Source organism: Halomonas sp. CnH100-B (assembly GCF_024124605.1).
Classification (GTDB): domain Bacteria; phylum Pseudomonadota; class Gammaproteobacteria; order Pseudomonadales; family Halomonadaceae; genus Vreelandella.
In genome coordinates this window covers 484418-507364 of record NZ_JAMXRX010000004.1, presented here as the reverse complement: position 1 = coordinate 507364, position 22947 = coordinate 484418, and the positions used below count along the sequence as shown (strand labels likewise).

Here is a 22947-nt window from a genome sequence, read left to right as displayed (position 1 = left end):
TTTTTGCTAGGGCTCAGTGTCACGGACATCCGGCTGTCGAGCGTCAGTGTAGTGGTAATAACGCTCGATCGCGCCCCGGGTAATGATACCTGAAATTCGCTGCTGCTTTGGTCGATAGCCATGTACGACGTACAGTGCCCCAAGCGCACTGTCTTGAAGCTTTAAAAACGCCTCCGATAGCGTGGCCTGCAAACCAATCGGCGCCATTTCCAGCCGCTGGCCGGGAATCTCCAACAGATCTACCAGCTCATCCTCCGGCGGTGCTTCGCCATCGAGTGCCTCATCGTGCTCCAGCAGCCAGCGGGCAAGCTCCGCTGCCTTCAGCGCCAGCACGGGCTTGTCGTCACTGGAGCGCTCGATCACCAGCCACATGGGGTTGGTTTCCAGCAAGCGGCGGGCTTGGTCTGGCGTAATCATCCGTTCGGTACGCACCAATTGGCGCTCCATCACCGCCGGAACCGATACTCGGGAGAGCGCCTGCATCAGCGGCTGCTGCAGCGGGTGTAAACCGTAGCGCACCGAGCTAATGAAGAAACCTTCACAGCCCGTCAGCTGGCGCGACGTCAAGCAGGCCACCACCACGACCAGCATTCCTGGCAGCATAATATTGGGTGTATGCGTCAATTCTAATAGCGCCATTAGTGCAGCAAGAGGCGCCTGAAGGACAGCCCCCATCATCGCCGCCATGCCGAGCATGGCGTAAATGCCCGGATCGGCAGCTTTCTCGGGCCATAACCAACCGCCGAGCATGCCGCCGAGCGCACCAGTGGCCGCCCCCGCCACCAGCACCGGGCCGATAATGCCGATGGGCACACCGCCTGCCACGGTTATCGCCGTCATCAGCAGCTTGGCCACCATCAGCGCCAGCAGCACCGTGATCGTCAGCTGATTATTCAGTGCTGCGGCGACGCTGTCGTAGCCGATCCCCTGAATCTCAGGGAACCACCACGCCAACGCCCCGGTGGCCACACCCACTACTCCTAATCTCAACCACAACGGCAATTTTTGTAAGCGTTGGCTGCGGGAAATGTGGATGAAGAGCCCTGCCATTAAACCAATCACTAGGCCAATCACCACGATCCAGGGCAGATTCATCAGCGAGCCTAACGCCACCTCCGGAATCCGAAAGGCAGGTTCGTTGCCATACATCACTTGCGCCACCAGCGCGCCCATGGTGGAGGCTAAAATCACCGGCATAAAGCTCATCAGGGTGTACTCCATCATCACCACTTCCATGGCGAAGATCACCCCAGCAATGGGCGTGTTGAACGAGGCCGAAATGCCTGCTGCCGTGCCGCAGGCCACCAGCACCCGCAAACTGTTATTGGGCAGCCGCAGCTTTAGTCCTAACCCGCTGGAAGCCGCCGCACCTAAATGAATCGCAGGGCCTTCGCGCCCAGCGGACAAGCCACCCAACACGGAGACGACCCCCACCCACCACTGGTTCAGCCAGTTACGCAGTGGGAAACGCCCCTGGTGATAGGTGAGACGCTCGATCACATGGCTGACCCCGAGTTTGCGCGCAGCGGAGCGCTGCCGATATAGCAACAGGCCAATCAACGTGACGGCGACGATCGGCAGAAGTGCTCTCAGCCACGGTGACAATCCTTCGAAGGCTTCCGGATCCCCCTGCGGCATATAGAGTACCGCCCCGGCTTCAAGCAGCAGGCGAAACGCCACCATCACTGCCCCAGTAATCACCCCAGACACCAACCCCAGCACACACAGCTGCGGTAAGGCATCCACGTTCGCCAACTGGCGGCGAAAGCTCTCTAGAGTGAAATCTGACCGAGAAAAACGTGCCACAACGTCCGTCCTTGCGTTTGTTGTTCGTTTCATTGTCTCGCGTTGCGCAGCGCTCTTAAGCGCTGGCTCTCTTGTGTATCATAGCTGGATACACTTCAACAGCCTGGCCACACTCATTAGGCTGTTAATTATTCAAGCGTTGGCTGTGCGAAGCACACAAGGAGTGGTTTGTGATTAACGTTGGCATTGTAGGCGGCACCGGTTACACCGGCGTCGAACTTCTCAGGCTGCTGGCCCAGCATCCCCAGGTAAGCGTGAAAGCCATCACCTCTCGCTCAGAGGCGGGCGTGAAAGTGTGCGACATGTACCCCAATTTACGCGGCCACTACGACACGCTGGCGTTTAGCGAACCTGACGCCAAAGCGCTGGGCGCGATGGATGCGGTCTTTTTCGCCACACCCCACGGCGTTGCCCATGCGCTTGCAGGCGAGCTGCTGGCTAACGGAACCCGGGTAATCGACCTCTCCGCCGATTTCCGCCTGCGGGATGCCGACGAGTGGAGCCGCTGGTACGACCAGCCCCACGGCGCGCCGGAACTGCTGGAAGAAGCCGTCTACGGCCTGCCCGAAATGCACCGCGAAAAGATCAAAACAGCGCGTTTGATTGCCGTTCCTGGCTGCTACCCCACCGCCGTTCAACTCGGCTACCTGCCGCTGTTAGAAGCGGGCTTGATTGATCCAAACCAGCTGATTGCCGACTGTAAATCCGGTGTGACCGGTGCTGGCCGCGGCGCTAAGGTCGCCTCGCTGCTTGCCGAGGCCAGCGAATCGATGAAAGCCTACGGCGCGGGCGGCCACCGCCATCTGCCGGAAATTCGTCAAGGCTTGGGCGACATGCAGCCCAACCCGGTGGGATTGACCTTTGTGCCCCATCTAACGCCCATGATCCGCGGCATTCACGCCACGCTCTACAGCACGCTGACCGCCGAGCCCGACGACTTACAGGCCTTGTTCGAGCAGCGTTACGCCAACGAGCCGTTCGTGGATGTGATGCCCGCTGGCAGCCACCCGGAAACCCGCAGCGTCAAAGGCAACAATACCTGCCGGATCGCGGTCCACCGCCCGGGTAACGGCAATACGGTCGTGGTGCTCTCGGTCATTGATAACCTGGTGAAGGGCGCCTCTGGTCAAGCCATTCAAAACCTTAATTTAATGTTTGGCTTTGACGAGCACATGGGGCTCAACGCCCCTGCACTGATGCCCTAAAGTTTGAGGAATTCCCAGCAATAGTTGACCAATTTGCTGGGAATTACCCATAATCACCCCCCAATGCGGATTATTCGTTCTTAAAGCTCGCGGGAGGTACCCATGAGCGGTGCAGAAGCTTTTGTTCCAACCCCTCTGTTACTGTCAGACAGCGCACGCAAGCGCATCAAAGCGTTAATGGCTGAAGAGAGTAACCCGGCGCTGAAACTGCGCGTGTACGTTACCGGTGGCGGCTGCTCAGGTTTTCAATACGGTTTTGACTTCGCGGACAACGTTGCCGAAGACGACACGCTGATTGAGTTTGGCGATGCCACGCTGGTCGTCGACCCGCTCTCGTATCAGTACTTGGTCGGCTCCACAGTCGATTATGAAGAGGGCCTGGCGGGCGCACGTTTTCGTGTCCAAAACCCAAATGCCACCACTACTTGCGGGTGCGGTGCCTCGTTTATGGTGTGACCAACGTTGGTGGCAACCCCTTCCCCATGACTTGACGCCTTGGCGGTTTCTCGCCAAGGTTGAAAGGTCAATAACGTTTGCTTGCCCGATTTATAAGAAAAAAAATTCTATAAACAGCGCGGCAAACCACATAAAACATGGGGAAACTAATGAAACACTTATTCACTACCTCTGCCGTGGCAACCGCCATCACACTGGGCTTGGGCAGTACCACCGCGTTTGCACAAACGCCGTCCGTTAACGTGGCCACTGACCCAAGCTTTGTGCCTTTCGAGATGCTCGACCCCGAGACCGGCGAAATGATCGGTTTCGACATGGACATCATCAACGAAGTTGCTGAGCGCGCTGGCTTTGAAGTCAACCTCACCACTATGGAGTTCTCTGGCATTATTCCCGCCGTACAAACCGGCAGCCAGGAGATCGCCATCGCGGGTACCACCATCACCGACGAGCGCTCCCAGGTCGTCGACTTCTCTGACCCCTACTACGATTCTGGTCTGCGCATCATCGTTCGCGCCGATAACGAAGAGGTGTCTTCCATCGACGACCTAGAAGGTCTGGCGGTGGCAACCAAAATCGGCTCCACCAGCTACGACTTCCTCCAGCAAGAGCTCGGCGAAGACGCCGACATCACGCCTTACCCCGGCACCGCCGATATGTACATGGCACTGCTGGGCCGCAACGTCGATGCCGTGCTTTACGATGCGCCGAACGTTGCCTACTTCTCGCAAACCCGTGGTGAAGGCCGCACCAAAGTGGTCGGCCCGCTGTATGAGGGTCAGCAGTACGGCATCGTGTTCCACAAAGGCAGCGAGTGGGTAGAGCCGACCAACGAAGCGTTGGCTGCCATGCGCGAAGATGGCACCTACGATGAGATCTACACGAAGTGGTTCGGTGAAGCCCCCAGCGCTGAGTAAGTAGCGCATAGGCCATCATCAACGCTTAAAGCGACTCTCACCACAGGGCCGGGCGGCCATTTCCCCCGGCCCTGTGTCGTTGTTCCTCTTGCCTGGAGATAACGCGTGGACGTTAACTTTCAGTTCGACTGGTCGGCTGCGTTTAGCTCGATCCCCTATTTGTTACCCGGTATTCCCTGGACCCTACTGATTTCGTTTGGTGGTCTGGCGATTGGTTTTTTCATCGGCATTTTCTTTGGCCTGTTGCGCATTAGCCCGGTGCGCTGGTTACGCTGGCCAGCCATCGTCTATATCGAAGTGTTCCGTGGTACGCCCATTCTGGTGCAGGTGCTATTCATTTTTTATGGCTTGCCACAGCTCCTGGGCGGGCCTATCAACGCGTTGGTCGCCGGTATTGCCGCCATTGCCGTCAACTCCGGTGCCTATATCTCTGAGATCGTGCGCGGCGGCGTGCAGTCCATCGAGCGCGGCCAGCGGGAAGCATCGCTATCGCTTGGCCTCTCCCGGGTACAAGCCTTCCGCTATGTCATTTGGCCCCAAGCACTGCGTCGTATGATTCCACCGCTAGGCAACCAGGGCATTATCAGTATCAAAGATACCTCGCTCTTCTCCGTCATCGGGGTCAGTGAGCTGGTACGTCAAGGGCAGATCTATATCGCCACCACCTTCACCGCGCTGGAGGTCTACTTCATGGTGGCATTGATGTATCTCGCCATTACCTGGACCCTCTCACTGGTGCTGCGTCAACTCGAAAGCCGCGGCCTCGCCGGACAATAAGGAGCGCACAATGACCTCTACTCAAACGCCTATTGTGCGTATGCAAAAGCTCCACAAGCACTTTGGTAACCTGCACGTACTCAATGACATCGACCTAGAGATCGTGCCGGGTGAAGTCGTCGTGGTCATCGGAGCCAGCGGTTCCGGTAAATCCACACTCATTCGCTGTATCAACGGCTTGGAAGAGTTTCAGTCAGGCAGCCTGGATGTGGACGGCAATACGCTGCTACCCAACGGTAAAAGCAGTCAGGCGCTGCAAACCATCCGCACCGAAGTGGGCATGGTATTTCAGCAGTTCAACCTGTTTCCCCACTTGAGCGTGCTCGACAACATCACGCTCGCACCGATGAAGGTGCGCGGCTGGAGCCGTCAGGACGCCGAAGAGACTGCCAAGCGGCTGCTGGAACGTGTCGGCATTGCCGATCAGGCCGACAAGTACCCCAGCCAGCTCTCCGGCGGCCAGCAGCAGCGTGTGGCGCTGGCCCGTGCGTTGGCGATGGAGCCGCGCCTCATGCTGTTCGATGAGCCAACGTCAGCCCTTGACCCCGAGATGATTGGTGAAGTGCTGGATGCCATGCGTGAGCTTGCCAAAGAGGGCATGACCATGGTGATCGTTACCCACGAGATGGGCTTTGCCCGTGAGGTGGCCGACCGCATCATCTTTATTCATAAGGGCGAAATTGCCGAACAAGGCCCACCCGAACAGCTCTTTGATGCGCCTCAACACGAGCGCACCCAGTCGTTTTTGGCGCGCGTACTCAAACACTAATACGCTCTCGATTTCCGCTCTGTTCAGGGCAAAAAAAGCATAAAAAGCGACTCACCCGATGGCTTGTCTTCCTGACAGGCCATTTTTTTGCCTGTGGATACTATTTTTTACACACACCCCGCTATATCGCCACAGCCCCCAGCATGTGCACTTCTCCAAGCACGACGGTAATGCCAACGCACTTGTTCACAGGTGCGGTAACAAGCGCGGTATTCATAGGTGGATAACCCGTTGTCAGGCAGCGCTGTGGGTAAGTCGACGTTTCATCCACAGCTCCATCACCGCTTCTACGCAGGGACTCCGCGCTTTAATCACGTAAAGCTCAACAATGTAAGATATTGATAAATATAAGATATACTCACTTATCAACAGATTTTGTCCACACCATTAGTTACTACATCAACAGAACTTCTCTTATTTATTTTTATTTTGTTATTAATAAAGACTGAACCCTTAGATTGGGGTGTGGAAAAACCTGACGGTTACCCACAGGAGGTTTATACTGGCGGGCTTATTCCAACAGCGCTGAATCGCTGACCACATCATCCGTGCCAACAGGCGCAAGACGAGGTGTCTCTTGAACTACCCCGACCGCTTTGACGTGATTGTCATCGGCGGTGGCCATGCGGGAACTGAAGCCGCACTGGCCTCTGCTCGTATGGGCTGTCAAACCCTATTGCTCACCCACAACATCGAGACGCTCGGCCAAATGTCGTGCAATCCCGCCATCGGCGGCATTGGCAAGAGCCATTTGGTGAAAGAGATCGATGCACTCGGCGGTGCAATGGGGCTAGCCACGGATTTAGGCGGCATCCAATTTCGCGTGCTCAACGCACGTAAAGGGCCCGCAGTACGCGCAACTCGTGCTCAAGCCGATCGCATTCGCTACAAAGCCGCCATTCGCGGCATGTTGGAAAACCAGCCCAACCTGACGATTTTTCAGCAGGCGGCTGGCGATCTCATTGTGGATAACGACACCGTACGCGGCGTCGTGACTGAAACCGGCATTCGCTTTCACGCGGAGTCCGTCGTGCTCTCGACCGGCACCTTCCTAGGTGGGGTGATCCACATCGGGTTGGATCAAAGCCGAGGCGGCCGAGCGGGTGATCCGCCCTCCAACGCGTTAGCGGAACGTCTACGTGCGTTGCCGTTTCACGTTGACCGGCTCAAAACCGGCACGCCGCCGCGTATCGACGCCAAGACCGTCGATTTTTCGCAGTTGGAAGAGCAGCCGGGCGATACGCCAACGCCAGTGATGTCTTATCTCGGCTCGCGGGAAATGCACCCCCAGCAGGTGAGCTGCCATATCGCGCACACCAACGAGCGTACCCACGAGATCATCCTGGGTAACCTAGATCGCTCGCCAATGTACTCCGGCGTAATCGAAGGGATCGGCCCGCGCTACTGCCCCTCGATTGAAGACAAAGTGCACCGCTTTGCCGACAAATCGAGCCACCAGGTATTCATCGAACCGGAAGGCCTGGATACCCACGAGCTCTACCCCAACGGCATCTCGACCTCACTGCCATTTGATGTGCAGCTGCAGGTGGTGCGCTCGATCAAAGGGTTAGAAAACGCGCACATCACGCGTCCTGGCTACGCCATTGAGTACGATTTCTTCGATCCACGGGATTTGAAACACTCGCTGGAAACGAAATTTATCCACAACCTGTTTTTTGCCGGACAGATCAACGGCACGACCGGTTACGAAGAAGCGGGTGCCCAAGGGCTACTAGCGGGCCTGAACGCCGCTCGCCGCGCCAAGCAACTCGAGGCGTGGTATCCACGTCGCGATGAGGCTTACTTGGGCGTACTGGTAGACGACTTGATCACTATGGGCACCAAAGAGCCCTATCGTATGTTCACGTCCCGTGCGGAGTACCGTCTGCTACTGCGCGAAGACAATGCCGATCTGCGTCTAACCGAAAAGGGCCGCGAGCTGGGTCTCGTCGACGACGCCCGTTGGGCAGCCTTCAGCCAAAAGCGTGACGCCATCGAACGCGAAACGGCGCGCCTGGCCACTGCTTGGGTGCAGCCCAACAGCCCGGCAGCCGCAAAGATTGCCGAAAAGACCGGTAAACCACTGCCGCGTGAGTACAGCCTGAGTGATTTGCTAAAGCGCCCCGAACTGACCTATGCCGATATCGCAGCGTTACCCGGCATGGAACACGGCGGTATCGACGACGACGCGGTCGCCGAACAGGTGCAAATTCAAGCCAAATATCAAGGCTATATCGACCGTCAGCAGGATGAGATCGATAAGCTAAAGCGCCATGAAGCGACCCCACTGCCCGCCGAGCTGGATTATCAGAAGGTGGAAGGGCTGTCCCATGAGATTCGCCAGAAGCTCAGCGCAGCGCGTCCGGAAACCCTCGCGCAAGCCGCGCGTATTTCCGGTGTGACGCCAGCGGCAGTATCGATTCTGCTGATTCACCTGAAAAAGCGCCGCTTGGTCAGCCATACCGAGGTCGCCAACGGATGAGCGCACTACAGCCATTGATCGATCTGTTGCCCACCCCCGTAGCGCCCAAGTTGGATCAAGGACTGGCCGATTTGGGCGTATCCGTGACGGCAGCACAGCGAAAGCAGCTGCTCGGGCTACTGGCGCTGTTGCACAAGTGGAATCGGGCTTATAACCTCACCGCAGTGCGCGATGTCGAAGAGATGGTCTCGCGCCATGTGCTGGATAGCGCCGCCGTGGCGCCCTACGTTCATGGCCCAGCGCTTCTCGACGTGGGCGCGGGGCCAGGACTGCCGGGGTTGGTATTGGCCATTCTGAATCCCGAGCTGCAGGTCACGCTGTTGGATAGCAATGGCAAAAAAGTACGTTTTCAGCGCCAAGCAGTGATGGAACTGTCGCTGACCAACGTGACCCCGACCCAAGCCCGCGTCGAGCAGTTCGCCGGGCAGTCGTTCGATCAAGTCATCTCACGGGCGTTTGCTAGCTTGGTCGACTTCGTGACGTTGACCCGCGCGCTGCCCGCCGCCCACGGCCAGTGGTTAGCGATGAAAGGACCCGGTGCCGATGACGAGCTGCGTGAGTTGCCCGAAGGCATTGCACTGAGTGAGCGCCACCTGTTGAATGTACCCTTCGAAACCGCCGAGCGGCAGCTGTTGATCCTGACCCCAAAAGGAGTTGAGTAGTGAGCCAGATCATTGCCCTGACCAACCAAAAAGGCGGCGTGGGCAAGACCACTTCAGCCGTTAATCTGGCCGCGAGCCTAGCGGCTCTGGATCGCCGCGTGCTGCTGGTGGATCTCGACCCCCAAGGGCATGCCAGCATGGGCAGCGGGATCGACAAGTACGACCTCGAGAAAAGCGTACTCGACGTGCTGCTTGGTGAAGCCACCGCCCGGGACGTCATCGTGCGCGGGCTGCCGGTGCACTACGATGTGCTGCCCGGTAACGGTGATCTGACCGCGGCGGAAGTGGAGCTACTGGATAGCGAACAGCGCCAAAGCCGGCTGTCGTTGGCCCTTGCCAGCGTCGCCGACGATTACGACGTGGTGCTGATCGACTGCCCGCCGTCGCTGAATATGCTGACCGTGAATGCCCTGACGGCAGCCCACGGCGTACTGATTCCGCTGCAGTGCGAGTTTTATGCGTTGGAAGGCCTCTCGGCATTGTTGGATACCGTGGAGCAGATCAAGCAGAGCGTGAATCCTGAGCTTGCCGTCTCCGGCATTCTGCGCACCATGTACGACAAACGCACCAGCCTTACTCGGGAAGTGGACAAGCAGCTGCGCGACTTCTTTGGCGACGCGCTGCTCAAAACGACCATTCCGCGCAACGTCAAAGTCGCTGAAGCGCCGAGCCATGGCGTTCCTGTGACCCAATATGCCCGTTTTTCGCGGGGCAGCCAGGCCTATCGCGTGCTGGCCAAAGAGATGATTCGGCGCCTGTCGTTGTAACGGTGGCTGCCATGGCGTTCAAAGTACGTAACGAAACAGTACGAGGGAAAGCGAATGACGCGTAAACGCGCGCTAGGACGTGGCCTGGATGCCCTGATTGGTGCGGGCGCCCGTCGTCGTGACAGTTTGGATCTCACCGGCGGAACGACGCTGGAGAATGCAGAGACGCCGCTGCCCGAGGGCATGCCGGATGATGCAACCGCCGAACGCTTAGAACGCCTGCCGCTTGGGCAACTGACGCGGGGCAAGTATCAGCCGCGTCGGGACATTCAGCCTGAAGCGTTGGAAGAGCTTGCCGACTCCATTCGCGCCCAAGGGGTGATGCAGCCCATCGTCGTGCGTCCCATTGGCAACGACCGTTACGAAATCATTGCCGGTGAGCGCCGCTGGCGCGCGGCACAGCTGGCCGAGCTTGACGTCATTCCTGCCGTGATCCGCTACGTCAGCGATGAGGTAGCGCTGGCGCTGGCGCTGATCGAGAACATTCAGCGGGAAAACCTCAACGCGATCGAAGAGGCGCTGGCCTTGAAGCGCCTGGGCGAGGAGTTCGAGCTGACGCAGCAGCAGATCGCCGACGCGGTGGGGAAATCCCGCACTCAGGTCGCCAATCTTCTGCGCCTGCTTGCCCTCGACCCGGAAGTGCAGACGCTGCTGGAGCGAGGAGATCTCGATATGGGCCACGCCCGAGCGCTGCTATCGCTCACCAGCGCCCAACAGCGCCAGGTCGCCCATGAAGTGGTCAATAAAGACCTCACCGTACGCGACACCGAGGCGTTGGTGAAAAAGGTACAAACGCAACAGGCGCCTGTTGCCCCCACCAAACAATCGCCCAAAACGCCGGATGTCGCCCGACTCGAGACACATTTAGGTGAACTGCTGGGCGCGCCGGTGTCGATCGATCATGGCCAAAAAGGCAAGGGGAAGGTCACCATCCGCTACACCAGTCTCGAAGAATTGGACGGCATCCTGTCGCACATTAAATAGCAGGCTAATGAAAGATACGGTCAGTTTTTCACCCTTTGGTCGCAAGTCGGCGCTGAAACGCGCGAAATCCGTGCAACTTCGGTTGAAGGTGTGATAGCGCTTCCCTATAATCGCGCAAGATTTGTGCAGGTTGCTGACAGGTGTGTCGAAAGGCGTATCCCCAGCAGCCTGTCTAACGCGCTGAGGAATCACGTGCCAACAGGCACGATGTTGAATGCATATGCAGCGAATTGAAACCCAGCGTCGGCGAGCCTACGTTGTCCGGCTTATCTGCGCCCAGCTCGTGGTCATGCTCTTCGGTGCGCTGCTCGCTTACTTCGCTGCTCAGGTGTCTGGAGTCGTATCGGTCATCACGGGAGCCCTGGTAGCTCTGCTACCGCACGCTTTCTTCATACAGCGGTTGGGAATTTTTCGTAATACGCGCCGGGGATCGGTTGCGATGGACCTGTTTCGCGCCGAAGCAGGCAAGTTTGGTTTGACGGTGGCGCTGTTTGCACTGGTGTTCGTGGTAGTGCCCCCCTCAAACCCCGCTTTCTTTTTTAGTGCTTATGTTGCGGTTGTTCTAACGCATTGGCTTGCGCCTTGGTTAATGCCTGGAAAATCGCACAACTGATTGAGGTGACATGTCTATGGCCGCAGGAAACGAAGTCTCGTCGACTTACTATATCCAGCACCACTTGCAGAACCTGACCTTTGGTAAACACCCAGAGAATGGCTGGTCGCTGGCGCACTCCGCCGAAGAAGCTCGTGAAATGGGCTTTTGGGCCATTCACCTGGACACCATGGGCTGGTCCATCGCCATGGGCCTTCTGTTCATCTGGATTTTCCGTAAAGCCGGTAAAGCGGCGACCACCGGCGTTCCCAGCGGTCTGCAAAATGCCGTTGAGATGGTCGTTGAGTTCATCGAAAACCTCACACGGGCCACGTTCCATGGCCGCAACCCCATCATTGCTCCTCTGGCGCTGACGCTGTTCGTGTGGATTCTGCTCATGAACACGCTGAAGATCATCCCGGTCGACTATGGTCCCGAGCTCTTCAAGCGTCTGGGCGTTGAGTACATGAAAATCGTACCGACGACGGATCCGAATGCCACGCTGGGTATGGCGCTAGGCGTGTTCTGTTTGATCATCTACTACAGCATCAAAGTCAAAGGTGCCGGTGGTTTCGCCAAAGAGCTGTCACTGACGCCGTTCAATCACTGGGCGCTGATTCCCTTCAACCTGGTACTTGAAGTGATCGGCCTGCTGGTGAAGCCGCTGGGTCTCGGCCTGCGTCTGTTCGGTAACATGTTTGCCGGTGAAGTTATCTTTATCCTGATTGCGCTACTGCCGTTCTGGGCAATCTGGCTGTTGGACGTGCCATGGGCCATCTTCCACATCCTCGTGGTAACGCTGCAGGCCTTTATTTTCACCACGCTGTCGGTGGTTTACCTCAGCGCGGCGCACGAACACCACTAAACCAAGCAACGACGTTTTCATTAACCCTCAACCCTTAACCAAAACTTAAACTCAGGAGCAACATCATGGAAATGGTTTATCTCTCAGCTGCCATCATCATCGGTCTGGGCGCACTGGCTACCGGCATTGGCTTCGCTCTGTTGGGCGGCAAACTGCTTGAGTCGACTGCGCGTCAGCCGGAACTGGGTGACCAGCTGCAAACCAAAACCTTCATCATGGCCGGTCTGCTGGACGCCGTTCCGATGATCGGTGTTGGTATCGCGATGTACCTGATCTTCGTTGTCGCCGGTTAATGCAGCTTGACCGAGCGGCCATCCGCTCGGTTTTGTTTCACTCCGGTCGCCACGAACTTGTCAGAGGTACATCCCTGTGAATATCAACATGACGCTTATCGGGCAGACGATCGCCTTCGCGATCTTTGTCTGGTTTTGCATAAAGTATGTGTGGCCTCCGATCAGCAACGCGCTTCACGAGCGTCAGAAGAAAATTGCTGATGGCTTGGACGCAGCCAGCCGTGCGACGCGCGACCTTGAGCTAGCTCAAGAGCGTGCCGAGCAAACGCTGCGTGAAAGCAAGGAGCAGGCTTCTCAAATTCTCGAGCAAGCCAACAAGCGCTCTGCTCAAATGATCGAAGAAGCACGCGAACAGGCTCGCGCTGAAGGCGAACGCCTGATGGCAAGCGCTCGTTCCGAAATTGAGCAAGAAGTGAATCGTGCAAAAGACGAGCTTCGTGCCCAGGTTTCTCACCTCGCCATCCTAGGTGCCGAGCGTGTCCTCGAAGCTTCGGTCGACGAGAAAGCACATCGCAAGTTACTTGATGAGCTTGCTGCTGAACTGTAAGGAGGTGACCCATGGCGGAATTACTTACCGTCGCTCGTCCTTACGCTAAGGCGGCGTTTGAATACGCGCGTGATCATGAGGCGCTTGATAGCTGGTCCAAAGCGCTGGGTTTTTTAAGCGCAGCGGTTGCCAACAGCGATGTACGTCGCTTGCTGGGCAGTCCAAAGCTCGAGAACGACAAAAAGGTCGCCCTGCTCTCCGATATGTTGCCGGAGCAGAGCACCGACGTGTCGCGCTTTTTGGATACCCTGGCCGACCAAGGTCGTCTGATGGCTCTGCCCTTCATCGCTGAACAGTTCGAGCACCTGCGTGCCGATCATGAGCAGCGGGTCGAGGTATTGGTCACGTCCGCCTACGAGCTGGACAACCAACAGCAGACCAAGCTAGCAAACGCGCTCAAGAAACGTCTGAATCGCGAAATCTCCATTACTACTCAGGTGGACAAGGCGCTGATTGGCGGTGTCATCCTGCGTGCCGGCGATACCGTCATTGACGGCTCGGTGCGTGGTCGATTGAACCGACTTTCCGAAGCGCTGACCGCTTGAGTCTGAGGGACATGGCATGCAGCAACTGAATCCTTCCGAGATCAGCGACATCATCAAGCAGCGAATCGAGAAGCTTGACGTCGCATCCGAAGCCCGTAATCAGGGCACCATCGTCAGCGTTTCCGACGGTATCGTGAAAATTCACGGCCTCGAAGACGCGATGTTTGGTGAAATGATCGAATTCCCCAACAGCATCTTCGGCATGGTACTGAACCTGGAGCGTGACTCCGTCGGTGCCGTTGTCCTGGGTGACTACCTGCAGCTCGAAGAAGGCATGACCGCCCAGTGCACCGGTCGCATTCTGGAAGTGCCGGTAGGCCCCGAGCTGGTGGGTCGTGTGGTCGATGCGCTGGGTAACCCCATCGACGGCAAAGGCGACATCAACGCCAAACTGACCGACGCGGTAGAAAAAGTAGCGCCTGGCGTTATTACCCGTCAGTCCGTTGACGAGCCGATCCAAACCGGTCTGAAATCCATCGACGCCATGGTGCCAATCGGTCGTGGTCAGCGTGAGCTGATCATCGGTGACCGTCAGATTGGTAAATCTGCCATTGCCATCGATGCGATCATCAACCAGAAAGGCAAAGGCGTGACCTGTGTCTACGTCGCCATCGGTCAGAAGCAGTCGACCATTGCCAACGTGGTGCGCAAGCTTGAAGAGCACGGCGCGATGGAACACACCATCGTCGTGGCTGCTGGCGCTGCCGACCCTGCACCGATGCAGTTCCTGGCCGCTTACTCTGGCTGCACCATGGGCGAGTACTTCCGTGACCGCGGTGAAGACGCGCTGATCGTGTATGACGATCTCTCCAAGCAGGCCGTTGCCTACCGTCAGGTATCGCTGCTGCTGCGTCGTCCGCCGGGCCGTGAAGCTTACCCGGGTGACGTGTTCTATCTCCACTCACGTCTGCTGGAGCGCGCTGCGCGCGTCAACGCCGACTACGTCGAGAAGTTCACCAACGGCGAAGTGAAGGGCAAAACCGGTTCCTTGACCGCACTGCCGATCATCGAAACGCAAGGTGGTGACGTATCGGCGTTCGTTCCGACCAACGTTATCTCCATCACCGATGGTCAGATCTTCCTGGAAACCAACCTGTTCAACTCCGGTATCCGTCCGGCGATCAACGCAGGTCTCTCGGTTTCTCGTGTAGGTGGTGCTGCGCAGACCAAGATCATCAAGAAGCTGGGTGGCGGTGTGCGTCTGGCTCTGGCTCAGTACCGCGAACTGGCGGCATTCTCGCAGTTTGCTTCTGACCTGGATGAAGCGACCCGCAAGCAGCTCGAGCACGGTCAACGCGTTACCGAACTGATGAAGCAGAAGCAGTACTCGCCGATGTCAGTTGCAGAAATGGCGCTGTCGCTGTACGCCGCTAACGAAGGTCACCTGGATGACGTGAGCGTCGACAAGGTGCTGGACTTCGAACGTGCCCTGCACGACTACATGAAGTCCGAGCACAGCGAGCTGCTCGACAAGATCAACCAGACCGGCGACTACAGCGGCGAGATTCAGGACGGCTTGAAGTCAGGTCTCGAGAAGTTCAAGGCGACTCAGAGCTGGTAATGTCCGGCCCGCCTGCGGGCGGGCTTGCATGCTTTCTGAGAGCCACGAACGAAAGGTAGATCGCTATGGCAGCTGCAAAAGAGATACGCACCCAGATCGGGAGCATTAAAAATACGCAGAAGATTACCAGCGCCATGGAAATGGTGGCTGCATCGAAAATGCGTAAAGCGCAAGATCTGATGAAGGCTGGCCAGCCGTACGCCAAGCAGATTCGTAACGTGGTAGGCCACATTGCCGACGCAAACCCCGAGTACAAGCACGACTACATGGTCGAGCGTAGCGAGGTGAAGCGCGTTGGTTACATTGTGGTCTCCACCGACCGCGGCCTGTGTGGCGGCTTGAACGTCAACCTGTTCAAGGCAGTGGTGAAAGACGCCGTTGCCTGGAAGCAGCAAGGCGCTGAGCTAGACTTCTGCGCCCTCGGTTCGAAAGCCGGCGCTTTCTTCCGCAACTACGGCGGCAATTTGATTGCGGCCAAGAGCGGGTTAGGGGAAGCACCGACCGTCGAGGGTTTGATCGGTAGTGTCAAGGTCATGCTCGAAGCGTATGACGAAGGACGCTTGGACCGTCTGTACGTGGTGTATAACGAGTTCGTGAACACCATGACCCAGCGGCCCGTCGTGCGTCAGCTTCTTCCTCTGTCGTCCGATATGGGCGCAGACGCTAAGCATGACGAAGAAAACGCCCGTCCCGGAAGCTGGGACTACCTGTATGAACCGGATGCCAAGGCGTTGCTAGACAGCCTGTTGGTTCGATTCATCGAATCGCAGGTGTATCAGGCGGTAGTCGAAAACGGTGCGTGCGAACAGGCCGCCCGAATGATCGCTATGAAGAGTGCCACTGATAACGCGGGCAACCTGATCGACGATCTGGAGATGGTGTACAACAAGGCCCGTCAGGCCGCCATCACCCAGGAAATTTCCGAGATCGTCGGCGGCGCTTCAGCCGTATAACGCCTAGGGAGCCTGCCATCGCTTAGGTGGCTCCCGGCAGACAGGTTTCATTTGCAGGTTTTTGAGAGGAACCAAGATGAGCGGACGTATCGTACAAATCATCGGCGCGGTGATTGACGTAGAGTTTCCGCGGGACTCTGTGCCCAAGGTCTACGACGCGCTGAAGGTCTCCAACGTTGAGACCATCCTCGAAGTCCAGCAGCAGCTGGGCGACGGCGTAGTACGCGCCATTGCCATGGGCTCCACCGAGGGCTTGAAACGTGGCTTGGACGTAACCAACACAGGTGCCGCGATTTCCGTACCGGTCGGTAAGGAAACGCTGGGTCGCATCATGAACGTGCTCGGCGAGCCGATCGATGAAGCTGGCCCGATCGGTGAGCAAGAGCGCATGCCGATCCACCGCAAGGCCCCGAGCTATGCCGATCAGGCAGCCTCTAACGAGCTGCTGGAAACCGGTATCAAAGTCATCGATCTGGTGTGCCCCTTCGCGAAAGGCGGTAAGGTCGGTCTGTTCGGCGGTGCGGGTGTAGGTAAAACCGTTAACATGATGGAGCTTATCCGCAACATCGCCACCGAGCACAGCGGCTACTCTGTATTCGCCGGTGTTGGTGAGCGTACGCGTGAGGGTAACGACTTCTATCATGAAATGACCGAATCCAACGTTATCGACAAGGTAGCGCTGGTCTATGGTCAGATGAACGAGCCGCCCGGCAACCGTCTGCGCGTCGCGCTGACCGGTCTGACCATCGCTGAGAAATTCCGTGATGAAGGCCGTGACGTTCTGCTGTTCGTCGATAACATCTACCGTTACACCCTGGCCGGTACCGAAGTATCCGCCCTGCTGGGTCGTATGCCGTCTGCGGTAGGTTATCAGCCGACGCTGGCCGAAGAGATGGGCGTTCTGCAGGAGCGTATCACCTCCACGAAAACCGGTTCTATCACCTCCGTACAGGCCGTTTACGTCCCTGCGGATGACTTGACCGACCCGTCGCCGGCGACCACCTTCTCGCACCTGGATGCGACCGTGGTACTGGCACGCTCCATCGCCGAGCTGGGTATCTATCCCGCGATCGACCCGCTGGACTCCACCTCGCGTCAGCTGGATCCGCTGGTCGTCGGTGAAGAGCACTACGAAGTTGCCCGTGGCGTTCAGAACGTTCTGCAGCGTTACAAGGAACTGAAGGACATCATCGCGATTCTGGGTATGGACGAGCTGTCTGACGAAGACAAGCTGGCCGTTGCCCGTGCGCGTAAGATCCAGCGCTTCCTGTCGCAGCCGTTCTTCGTGGCCGAGGTATTCACTGGCTCGCCCGGTAAGTACGTGTCGCTGAAAGACACCATCCGTGGCTTCCAGGGCATCCTCGCGGGTGACTACGACGATCTGCCGGAACAGGCCTTCTACATGGTCGGCTCCATCGACGAAGCTGTCGAAAAAGCCAACCAGATGAAGAAGTAATCCCGTCCATTAGGGGGATTCGCTATGGCGAATAGCTTCACTTGCAATATCGTCAGCGCAGAAGCATCCATCTTCTCAGGTAAGGTTGAGCAGGTGATTGCTTCCGGGATTATGGGTGACCTCGGCATTTTGCCGGGGCACGCCCCGCTGCTGACCGAGCTTCAGCCGGGCCCGATCCGCGTGATCCACGATGATGGCAAGGAAGAGAACTTCTTTGTCTCTGGCGGCTTCATGGAAGTTCAGCCAGATGTCGTGACGATCCTGGCAGACGCTGCGGCGCGTGCCAGCGACCTCGACGAGGCCGCTGCTGAAGAAGCGCGTCAGCAGGCGCTGAAAGCCTTTAACGAGAAGTCAGCGGAGCTGGATTATACCCGCGCTGCCGCTGAACTCGCCGAAGCCGTTGCCCAACTGCGAACGATTCAGCAGTTGCGTAAGAAGGCGGGTAAAGGCTAACGACACGCGCTGCGTGACTAAAACGCCTCTTGAGCCCGTCACTGGGCTCAAGGGGCGTTTTTTTTGTCCGATAGTAAAGAAGACAAATTTCAGTATGGCGCTGGTCTGCACACAAGGAGATGGCGATGGCACTCAACGAAGAAGCCTTACAAGCCCTAAAAAGCGAGCTGCTGGAAGAGCTGACCCAAGACGCGCCGAATAAAGCACGGCTAGCAGAGCGGCTCGCGGAAATTCGCTCGGCGGATATTGGCGAGGTGCTGGAAGAGCTGATCGAGGAGGACGACGCGCTGTCGGCAGCCCTTGCTGTGTTGGCGATACTCTCCGCCGAGCGTGCGGCCAACGTGCTGGGCTACCTGCCCAAAGAGAGCCAGCTCGAAGTCGTGGGAGAGCTGACCGATACCCAGGTGCTCAAGCTGCTCGAAGAGATGGGCTCCGATGAGCGGGCGGACTTGTTCAACTTGCTCGGCGAAGATCGCCGCGAAGCGCTGCTGCGTCGTATGGCGCACCAAGAGCGTGAGGATCTCAAACGCCTGGCGAGCTATGAAGAGGGCACCGCTGGCGCCATCATGACCTCTGACTATGTGGCCATAGCCAGTGGCATGACGGTGTCACAAGCGATGATGCGCGTTCGCCAGACCGCCCCGGATGCAGAAACGGTGTATCAGCTCTATGTCCTGGATAGCGACGGCCATCTGATCGGCACCATGTCACTGCGCCAGTTGATGGTCGCGCGACCTGGCGCAATGGTCGACGACATCATGATCAAGGATGTGATCAAAACGCCCGTGGACAAAGCGCAGGAGGAAGTGGCCAGAATCGTCGCCCGCTACGATTTGCTGGCGCTGCCGGTGATCGATGCCGATGGTCGCATGGTGGGCATCGTCACCCACGATGACGCCATGGACGTCGCCGAATCGGAGGCCACCGAAGATATCCACAAGGGCATGTCCATCGGGCAGTTAGAGGATGGCGTGAGCCGGGTACCGCTGTGGAGCCTTTATCGCAAGCGGGTGTTCTGGCTAGTCCTGCTAGTGTTTGCCAACCTCTTTTCAGGGGCCGGCATTGCCTATTTCGAGGACATCATCGCCGCGCAAGTGGCGCTGGTCTTCTTCTTACCGCTGCTGATTGGCAGCGGTGGCAACGCGGGGGCGCAGGCAGCGACGCTGATGGTGCGTGGCATGGCCACTGGCGATGTGGGCGTAAAGGATTGGAGCAAGATGCTCGGACGTGAGCTGTTGGTGGCGGGATCATTAGGGCTGACCATGGCGATTGCCGTTGCCCCGATTGGGATCGTGCGCGGCGGTGAAGCGGTGGCCATCATCGTCGCGCTCAGCATGGTGACCATCGTGCTGTTTGGCAGCTTGATCGGCATGTGTTTACCGTTCGTGCTGGAGCGCTTCAACGTGGACCCGGCCACCGCGTCTGCGCCGCTGGTGACCACGCTCATCGACGCCTCGGGGGTGCTGATCTATTTCAGCATTGCCACCGCCGTGTTGGCCAGCGCCTAGCCGAACCTAGCGCATGGCGCTGCTGGCAGCACGGGTGATGAACATGACTTCCACATGGCCCAGCCACTCGATGTCGCTGGCCAGCGCCTTGAGCTGGCTCGCCAGGCACTGAGGCGGCTGGTGAACGGCATCGCCGATGATCAGCGATACCGACACTTTATCGTCCAAGTAGTGCAGCTGTAGTTCGTTCAGCGTGCGCCACACCGGGTGGCGGTACCAGCGCTCGTTCAGCGCCGCTTCCACTTCCGGGCGCAGCGGCAGGCCGGGCAGGCGGCTGGGGTCGCCTTCGCCGGCGTCATCTTCCGGGTCGACGTGGAAAATCACGTCGGTCAATAAAGGAAATTCATGGCGCAGGCGACGGCTCACTTCGTTGCCGATTTCATGGGCTTCTGACACGGTGATCTTCGGCCCGACCACCACGTGCAGATCCACCATCACCCACCCGGCAGATTGGCGGGTGCGCAGATCGTGAACGCTGTCGACCCCCGGTACGCTGCAAGCAACGTCGTGCATCTGCTGCTGGATATCTTCTGGCAAAGCCGTATCGACCAGCTCGCGGGCGGATTCCCACAGCAGATCCCAACCCACCTTGCCGACCAGCAGGCCGACGATGATCGCGGCGACGGCGTCCAGCCAGCCCAGGCCGAATTGCGCGCCTACCAGTGCGACCAGCACCACCGCCGTGGAAAGCGCGTCGCTGCGCGAATGCCAAGCGTTGGCCTCGAGCAGTTTGGACTTCACCCGCTTTGCCACGCGCATGGTGTAGCGGAAAATCCACTCTTTGCTGAGCAGTGCCAAGACGGTGATGGCGATGGCGATGAGTCCAGGCGCGTTGACCTCTGCGCCACTGAATAGGCGATCGAGGCTCGACCAGGCAATGCCCCCAGCCACGAAAATCAGCACGCTACCCAGTAGCAGCGTGGTCAGCGTTTCGATACGGCCATGGCCGTAGTGGTGGTCGTTATCCGGCTCTTGGCGGCCATAATGAATGGCTGCCAGTACGAACCCGTCGGTCACGAGGTCGGAGAGCGAGTGAATGCCGTCAGCAATGAGCGCGGCCGAGCCGACCAAAAAGCCCACGGCCACTTTGATGACGCTCAGTAAACCGTCTAGCCAAGCGCCGATGTAGGTCACGCGCTTGGCTTCTTGGCTATCCAGCTCATGGTTGGGAACCACTGGCGTTTCTACGGTCTGAGTCATGAGGTACCTTGCAGGGACGCACACTTCCAATAGACGCCCATTGTAGCTTACCGCCGGGCAAGCTCTATACCCTATTGTGAATTCGCAGGCGTTGCCGGTGCGGACAAGGCAGGGCGGGATGTGTATCCTAAGCGCCGCTGCAGGTGAGACAACCTCCTTTCATAACGACACATCGAACACAGAACATAGACAGGACGACCTATGGATTGGCTCCAAGTGGTGGTATTGGCGGTGGTGCAGGGGCTCACTGAATTCCTACCGATTTCTAGCTCTGCCCATCTGATTTTGGTGCCGGTGCTGACCCGCTGGGAAGATCAAGGTCTCGCGTTCGATGTGGCGCTCCATTTGGGCAGTTTGAGCGCCGTGGTGATCTATTTTCGTCAAGAAATTTGGCAAATGATCGCCAGCAGCCTCACGGCGGTCAAAGGCAACGGCGTCGATGACGACGCGCGCTTGGCGTTTTGGGTCACCGTGGCCACTTTGCCGGTGTGCATCGTCGGTTTTTTACTCCACGACCTGATCGCAGGCTACATGCGTTCGACGCTGATCATCGGCCTTAGCCTGATCGGATTCGGTTTACTGCTAGGCTACGCCGACTGGAAAATGCGCGGCACTCGCAGCGAGTACCAGATGACCTTGAAAGACGTGCTGATCATCGGCGGTGCTCAAGTGCTGGCGCTAATTCCCGGGACGTCGCGTTCGGGGATCACCATGACTGCGGCGCTGATGGTCGGCATGAGCCGAGAAGGCGCTGCGCGCTTCTCGTTTTTGCTCTCGATTCCCGTCATCGTACTGGCCGGTGGGCTCGAAGCGGTGAACCTGCTCAAAGCGCCTCACCTGATCGACGTACCCGCTATGCTAGTAGGGGCGCTGTTATCGGGTATCAGCGCTTATCTGTGTATTCACTACTTCCTGGTGGTGATTAAAAAGCTAGGCATGCAGCCGTTCGTGGTCTATCGAATACTGTTTGGTGCTTGGTTACTCTGGTTTTTTCACTTCTGACCCGGCGCGTTCAACTAAGGAAATCGGATGAAGGGCTATCAAACCGCGTGTGGGCGTGTGGGGGTCGTGGCACTGGTCGGGCTGCTACTGGTAGGCTGCTCGGAGAGTGACCGTCCTTTGGAGTCGCCAGTGCGCTTCGAAGGCGGCATTTTTGGAACCTACTACCAAGTGACGCTGGTCGACCCGCTCACCCAAGGCGATGCCAAAGCGCTGGAAGAGGGCATCCTGGCCGAGATGGAAGACGTGGACCAGGCCATGTCGACCTACCGCGACGACTCTGAACTGGTCGCGTTCAATGGTGCGCCGATTGGCGAGTGGCAGCCGCTCTCCAACGAGTTGATCGAAGTGATGGCCATTAGCCGCTCGGTGGCAGAAGCCAGCGGTGGAGCGTTCGACATCACCATTGGCGACGTCGTCAATCTATGGAGCTTCGGCCCCGAAGCGCGGCCCGAGGAAGTCCCCAGCGATGCCGAACTCAGCGAGCGCCTGGCGACCGTTGGCTTCGATGCGGTAGAGGTCGATACCCAGCGGATGCAGGCGCGCCGCTTACGCGATGTCTTCGCCGACCTCTCTGGCGTGGCGAAAGGCCACGCTACTGACCGCGTAGCGGCGTATCTAGACCAGCAAGGCATCGACAACTATCTGGTCAATATTGGTGGCGGGCTGATTGCCCGCGGTTACCGCGATATCGATGCGCAGACGCCCTGGCGTATCGGCATCGAAGTGCCGCAAAGCGGCGTGCCGGAAGCACAGCACGTGATAGCGCTGGAGAGCATGTCGGTGGCCACCTCCGGCGATTATCGCAATTACTTCGACGTCGACGGCGAGCGCTTCTCCCATCTTCTGGACCCGCGAACCGGGCGGCCCATCAAGCATCAATTGGCGTCGGTATCGGTGTTTCACCCCTCGAACGCCTGGGCCGATGCCTGGGCCACGGCACTCACCGTCGTCGGGAGCGAACAGGGGATGCAGCTGGCCGTCGAGAACAATCTCAATATATTGATGCTAGTACGCGAAGGGGATCGCTGGCGCAGCCTGGCGAGTCCGGCCTTCGTCAACTATTTCGGTGATGCGCTGATCGACGAATTGGGCATCGAACCCTGGGCGGCGCCCACGGCGAATCGCCAAACGGAGACAGGTGAATAAC

23 protein-coding genes are annotated in these 22947 nt (G+C 58.1%); 21 read left to right on the top strand and 2 right to left on the bottom strand.

Features of this window, described 5'->3' with window-relative positions; translation table 11 throughout:
* Positions 1–6: 6 nt before the first annotated feature.
* Entirely contained in the window at positions 7–1806 is a 1800-nt protein-coding gene (locus tag NH398_RS12010) for a chloride channel protein (RefSeq protein ID WP_253018743.1), read from the bottom strand.
* Between the two features lie 170 nt (positions 1807–1976).
* Between NH398_RS12010 and argC the strand changes: the two genes are divergently transcribed.
* From argC to mgtE, 19 genes are all read left to right on the top strand, one after another.
* Positions 1977–3011, top strand: a complete 1035-nt coding sequence (gene argC, locus NH398_RS12005; protein WP_253018742.1) for an N-acetyl-gamma-glutamyl-phosphate reductase — start codon at positions 1977–1979, stop codon at positions 3009–3011.
* Positions 3012–3113: 102 nt separating this feature from the next.
* Complete coding sequence (erpA, locus tag NH398_RS12000; protein ID WP_083025782.1) at positions 3114–3467, top strand: iron-sulfur cluster insertion protein ErpA; 354 nt, start codon at positions 3114–3116, stop codon at positions 3465–3467.
* Between the two features lie 149 nt (positions 3468–3616).
* On the top strand, positions 3617–4384 hold the full coding sequence (locus NH398_RS11995; RefSeq protein WP_253018741.1) for a transporter substrate-binding domain-containing protein: 768 nt from the start codon (positions 3617–3619) through the stop codon (positions 4382–4384).
* A gap of 105 nt (positions 4385–4489) precedes the next feature.
* Positions 4490–5161 carry an amino acid ABC transporter permease gene (locus NH398_RS11990; RefSeq protein ID WP_213262497.1) on the top strand — a complete coding sequence of 224 codons (672 nt, stop codon included), beginning with the start codon at positions 4490–4492 and terminating at the stop codon, positions 5159–5161.
* A 10-nt stretch (positions 5162–5171) separates the two neighbouring features.
* On the top strand, positions 5172–5930 hold the full coding sequence (locus NH398_RS11985; protein ID WP_159343646.1) for an amino acid ABC transporter ATP-binding protein: 759 nt from the start codon (positions 5172–5174) through the stop codon (positions 5928–5930).
* Positions 5931–6507: 577 nt separating this feature from the next.
* On the top strand, positions 6508–8412 hold the full coding sequence (gene mnmG, locus NH398_RS11980; protein WP_253018740.1) for a tRNA uridine-5-carboxymethylaminomethyl(34) synthesis enzyme MnmG: 1905 nt from the start codon (positions 6508–6510) through the stop codon (positions 8410–8412).
* Positions 8409–9074, top strand: a complete 666-nt coding sequence (gene rsmG, locus NH398_RS11975; protein ID WP_253018739.1) for a 16S rRNA (guanine(527)-N(7))-methyltransferase RsmG — start codon at positions 8409–8411, stop codon at positions 9072–9074. The genes mnmG and rsmG overlap by 4 nt, the downstream gene beginning before the upstream one ends.
* Positions 9074–9841, top strand: coding sequence for a ParA family protein (locus NH398_RS11970; RefSeq protein WP_159343643.1), 768 nt, complete (start codon positions 9074–9076; stop codon positions 9839–9841). The genes rsmG and NH398_RS11970 overlap by 1 nt, the downstream gene beginning before the upstream one ends.
* Before the next feature lie 54 nt (positions 9842–9895).
* Positions 9896–10825 (top strand): ParB/RepB/Spo0J family partition protein, encoded by a 930-nt coding sequence (locus tag NH398_RS11965; protein WP_159343642.1) that lies wholly within the window; start codon positions 9896–9898, stop codon positions 10823–10825.
* Between the two features lie 220 nt (positions 10826–11045).
* The gene (locus tag NH398_RS11960) at positions 11046–11438 is read left to right on the top strand and encodes an ATP synthase subunit I (protein ID WP_159343641.1); all 393 of its coding nucleotides are present in this window, start codon (positions 11046–11048) and stop codon (positions 11436–11438) included.
* Between the two features lie 16 nt (positions 11439–11454).
* Entirely contained in the window at positions 11455–12282 is an 828-nt protein-coding gene (atpB, locus tag NH398_RS11955) for a F0F1 ATP synthase subunit A (protein WP_058577370.1), read from the top strand.
* Between the two features lie 65 nt (positions 12283–12347).
* Positions 12348–12575 carry a F0F1 ATP synthase subunit C gene (atpE, locus tag NH398_RS11950; protein ID WP_007112217.1) on the top strand — a complete coding sequence of 76 codons (228 nt, stop codon included), beginning with the start codon at positions 12348–12350 and terminating at the stop codon, positions 12573–12575.
* Positions 12576–12651: 76 nt separating this feature from the next.
* A complete protein-coding gene (locus tag NH398_RS11945; RefSeq protein ID WP_044628601.1) occupies positions 12652–13122 on the top strand; it encodes a F0F1 ATP synthase subunit B in 471 nt (156 codons plus the stop codon).
* A gap of 11 nt (positions 13123–13133) precedes the next feature.
* Complete coding sequence (locus NH398_RS11940; RefSeq protein ID WP_253018738.1) at positions 13134–13667, top strand: F0F1 ATP synthase subunit delta; 534 nt, start codon at positions 13134–13136, stop codon at positions 13665–13667.
* 16 nt (positions 13668–13683) lie between these two features.
* Positions 13684–15228, top strand: a complete 1545-nt coding sequence (gene atpA / locus NH398_RS11935) for a F0F1 ATP synthase subunit alpha (RefSeq protein ID WP_253018737.1) — start codon at positions 13684–13686, stop codon at positions 15226–15228.
* A gap of 65 nt (positions 15229–15293) precedes the next feature.
* A complete protein-coding gene (atpG, locus tag NH398_RS11930) occupies positions 15294–16181 on the top strand; it encodes a F0F1 ATP synthase subunit gamma (protein ID WP_159343638.1) in 888 nt (295 codons plus the stop codon).
* Between the two features lie 76 nt (positions 16182–16257).
* Positions 16258–17637, top strand: coding sequence for a F0F1 ATP synthase subunit beta (gene atpD / locus NH398_RS11925; protein ID WP_044628605.1), 1380 nt, complete (start codon positions 16258–16260; stop codon positions 17635–17637).
* A gap of 24 nt (positions 17638–17661) precedes the next feature.
* The gene (locus tag NH398_RS11920; RefSeq protein ID WP_044628606.1) at positions 17662–18090 is read left to right on the top strand and encodes a F0F1 ATP synthase subunit epsilon; all 429 of its coding nucleotides are present in this window, start codon (positions 17662–17664) and stop codon (positions 18088–18090) included.
* A 125-nt stretch (positions 18091–18215) separates the two neighbouring features.
* Complete coding sequence (gene mgtE, locus NH398_RS11915; RefSeq protein ID WP_253018736.1) at positions 18216–19598, top strand: magnesium transporter; 1383 nt, start codon at positions 18216–18218, stop codon at positions 19596–19598.
* Positions 19599–19604: 6 nt separating this feature from the next.
* On the opposite strand, the gene NH398_RS11910 is transcribed toward mgtE, so the two are convergent.
* A complete protein-coding gene (locus NH398_RS11910; RefSeq protein WP_253018735.1) occupies positions 19605–20798 on the bottom strand; it encodes a cation diffusion facilitator family transporter in 1194 nt (397 codons plus the stop codon).
* Positions 20799–20999: 201 nt separating this feature from the next.
* On the opposite strand from NH398_RS11910, the gene NH398_RS11905 reads away from it, so the two are divergent.
* Together NH398_RS11905 and NH398_RS11900 are read left to right on the top strand one after the other, a co-directional pair.
* Positions 21000–21800 carry an undecaprenyl-diphosphate phosphatase gene (locus NH398_RS11905; RefSeq protein ID WP_253018734.1) on the top strand — a complete coding sequence of 267 codons (801 nt, stop codon included), beginning with the start codon at positions 21000–21002 and terminating at the stop codon, positions 21798–21800.
* Positions 21801–21827: 27 nt separating this feature from the next.
* Entirely contained in the window at positions 21828–22946 is a 1119-nt protein-coding gene (locus NH398_RS11900; RefSeq protein WP_253018733.1) for an FAD:protein FMN transferase, read from the top strand.
* Position 22947: the final 1 nt, after the last annotated feature.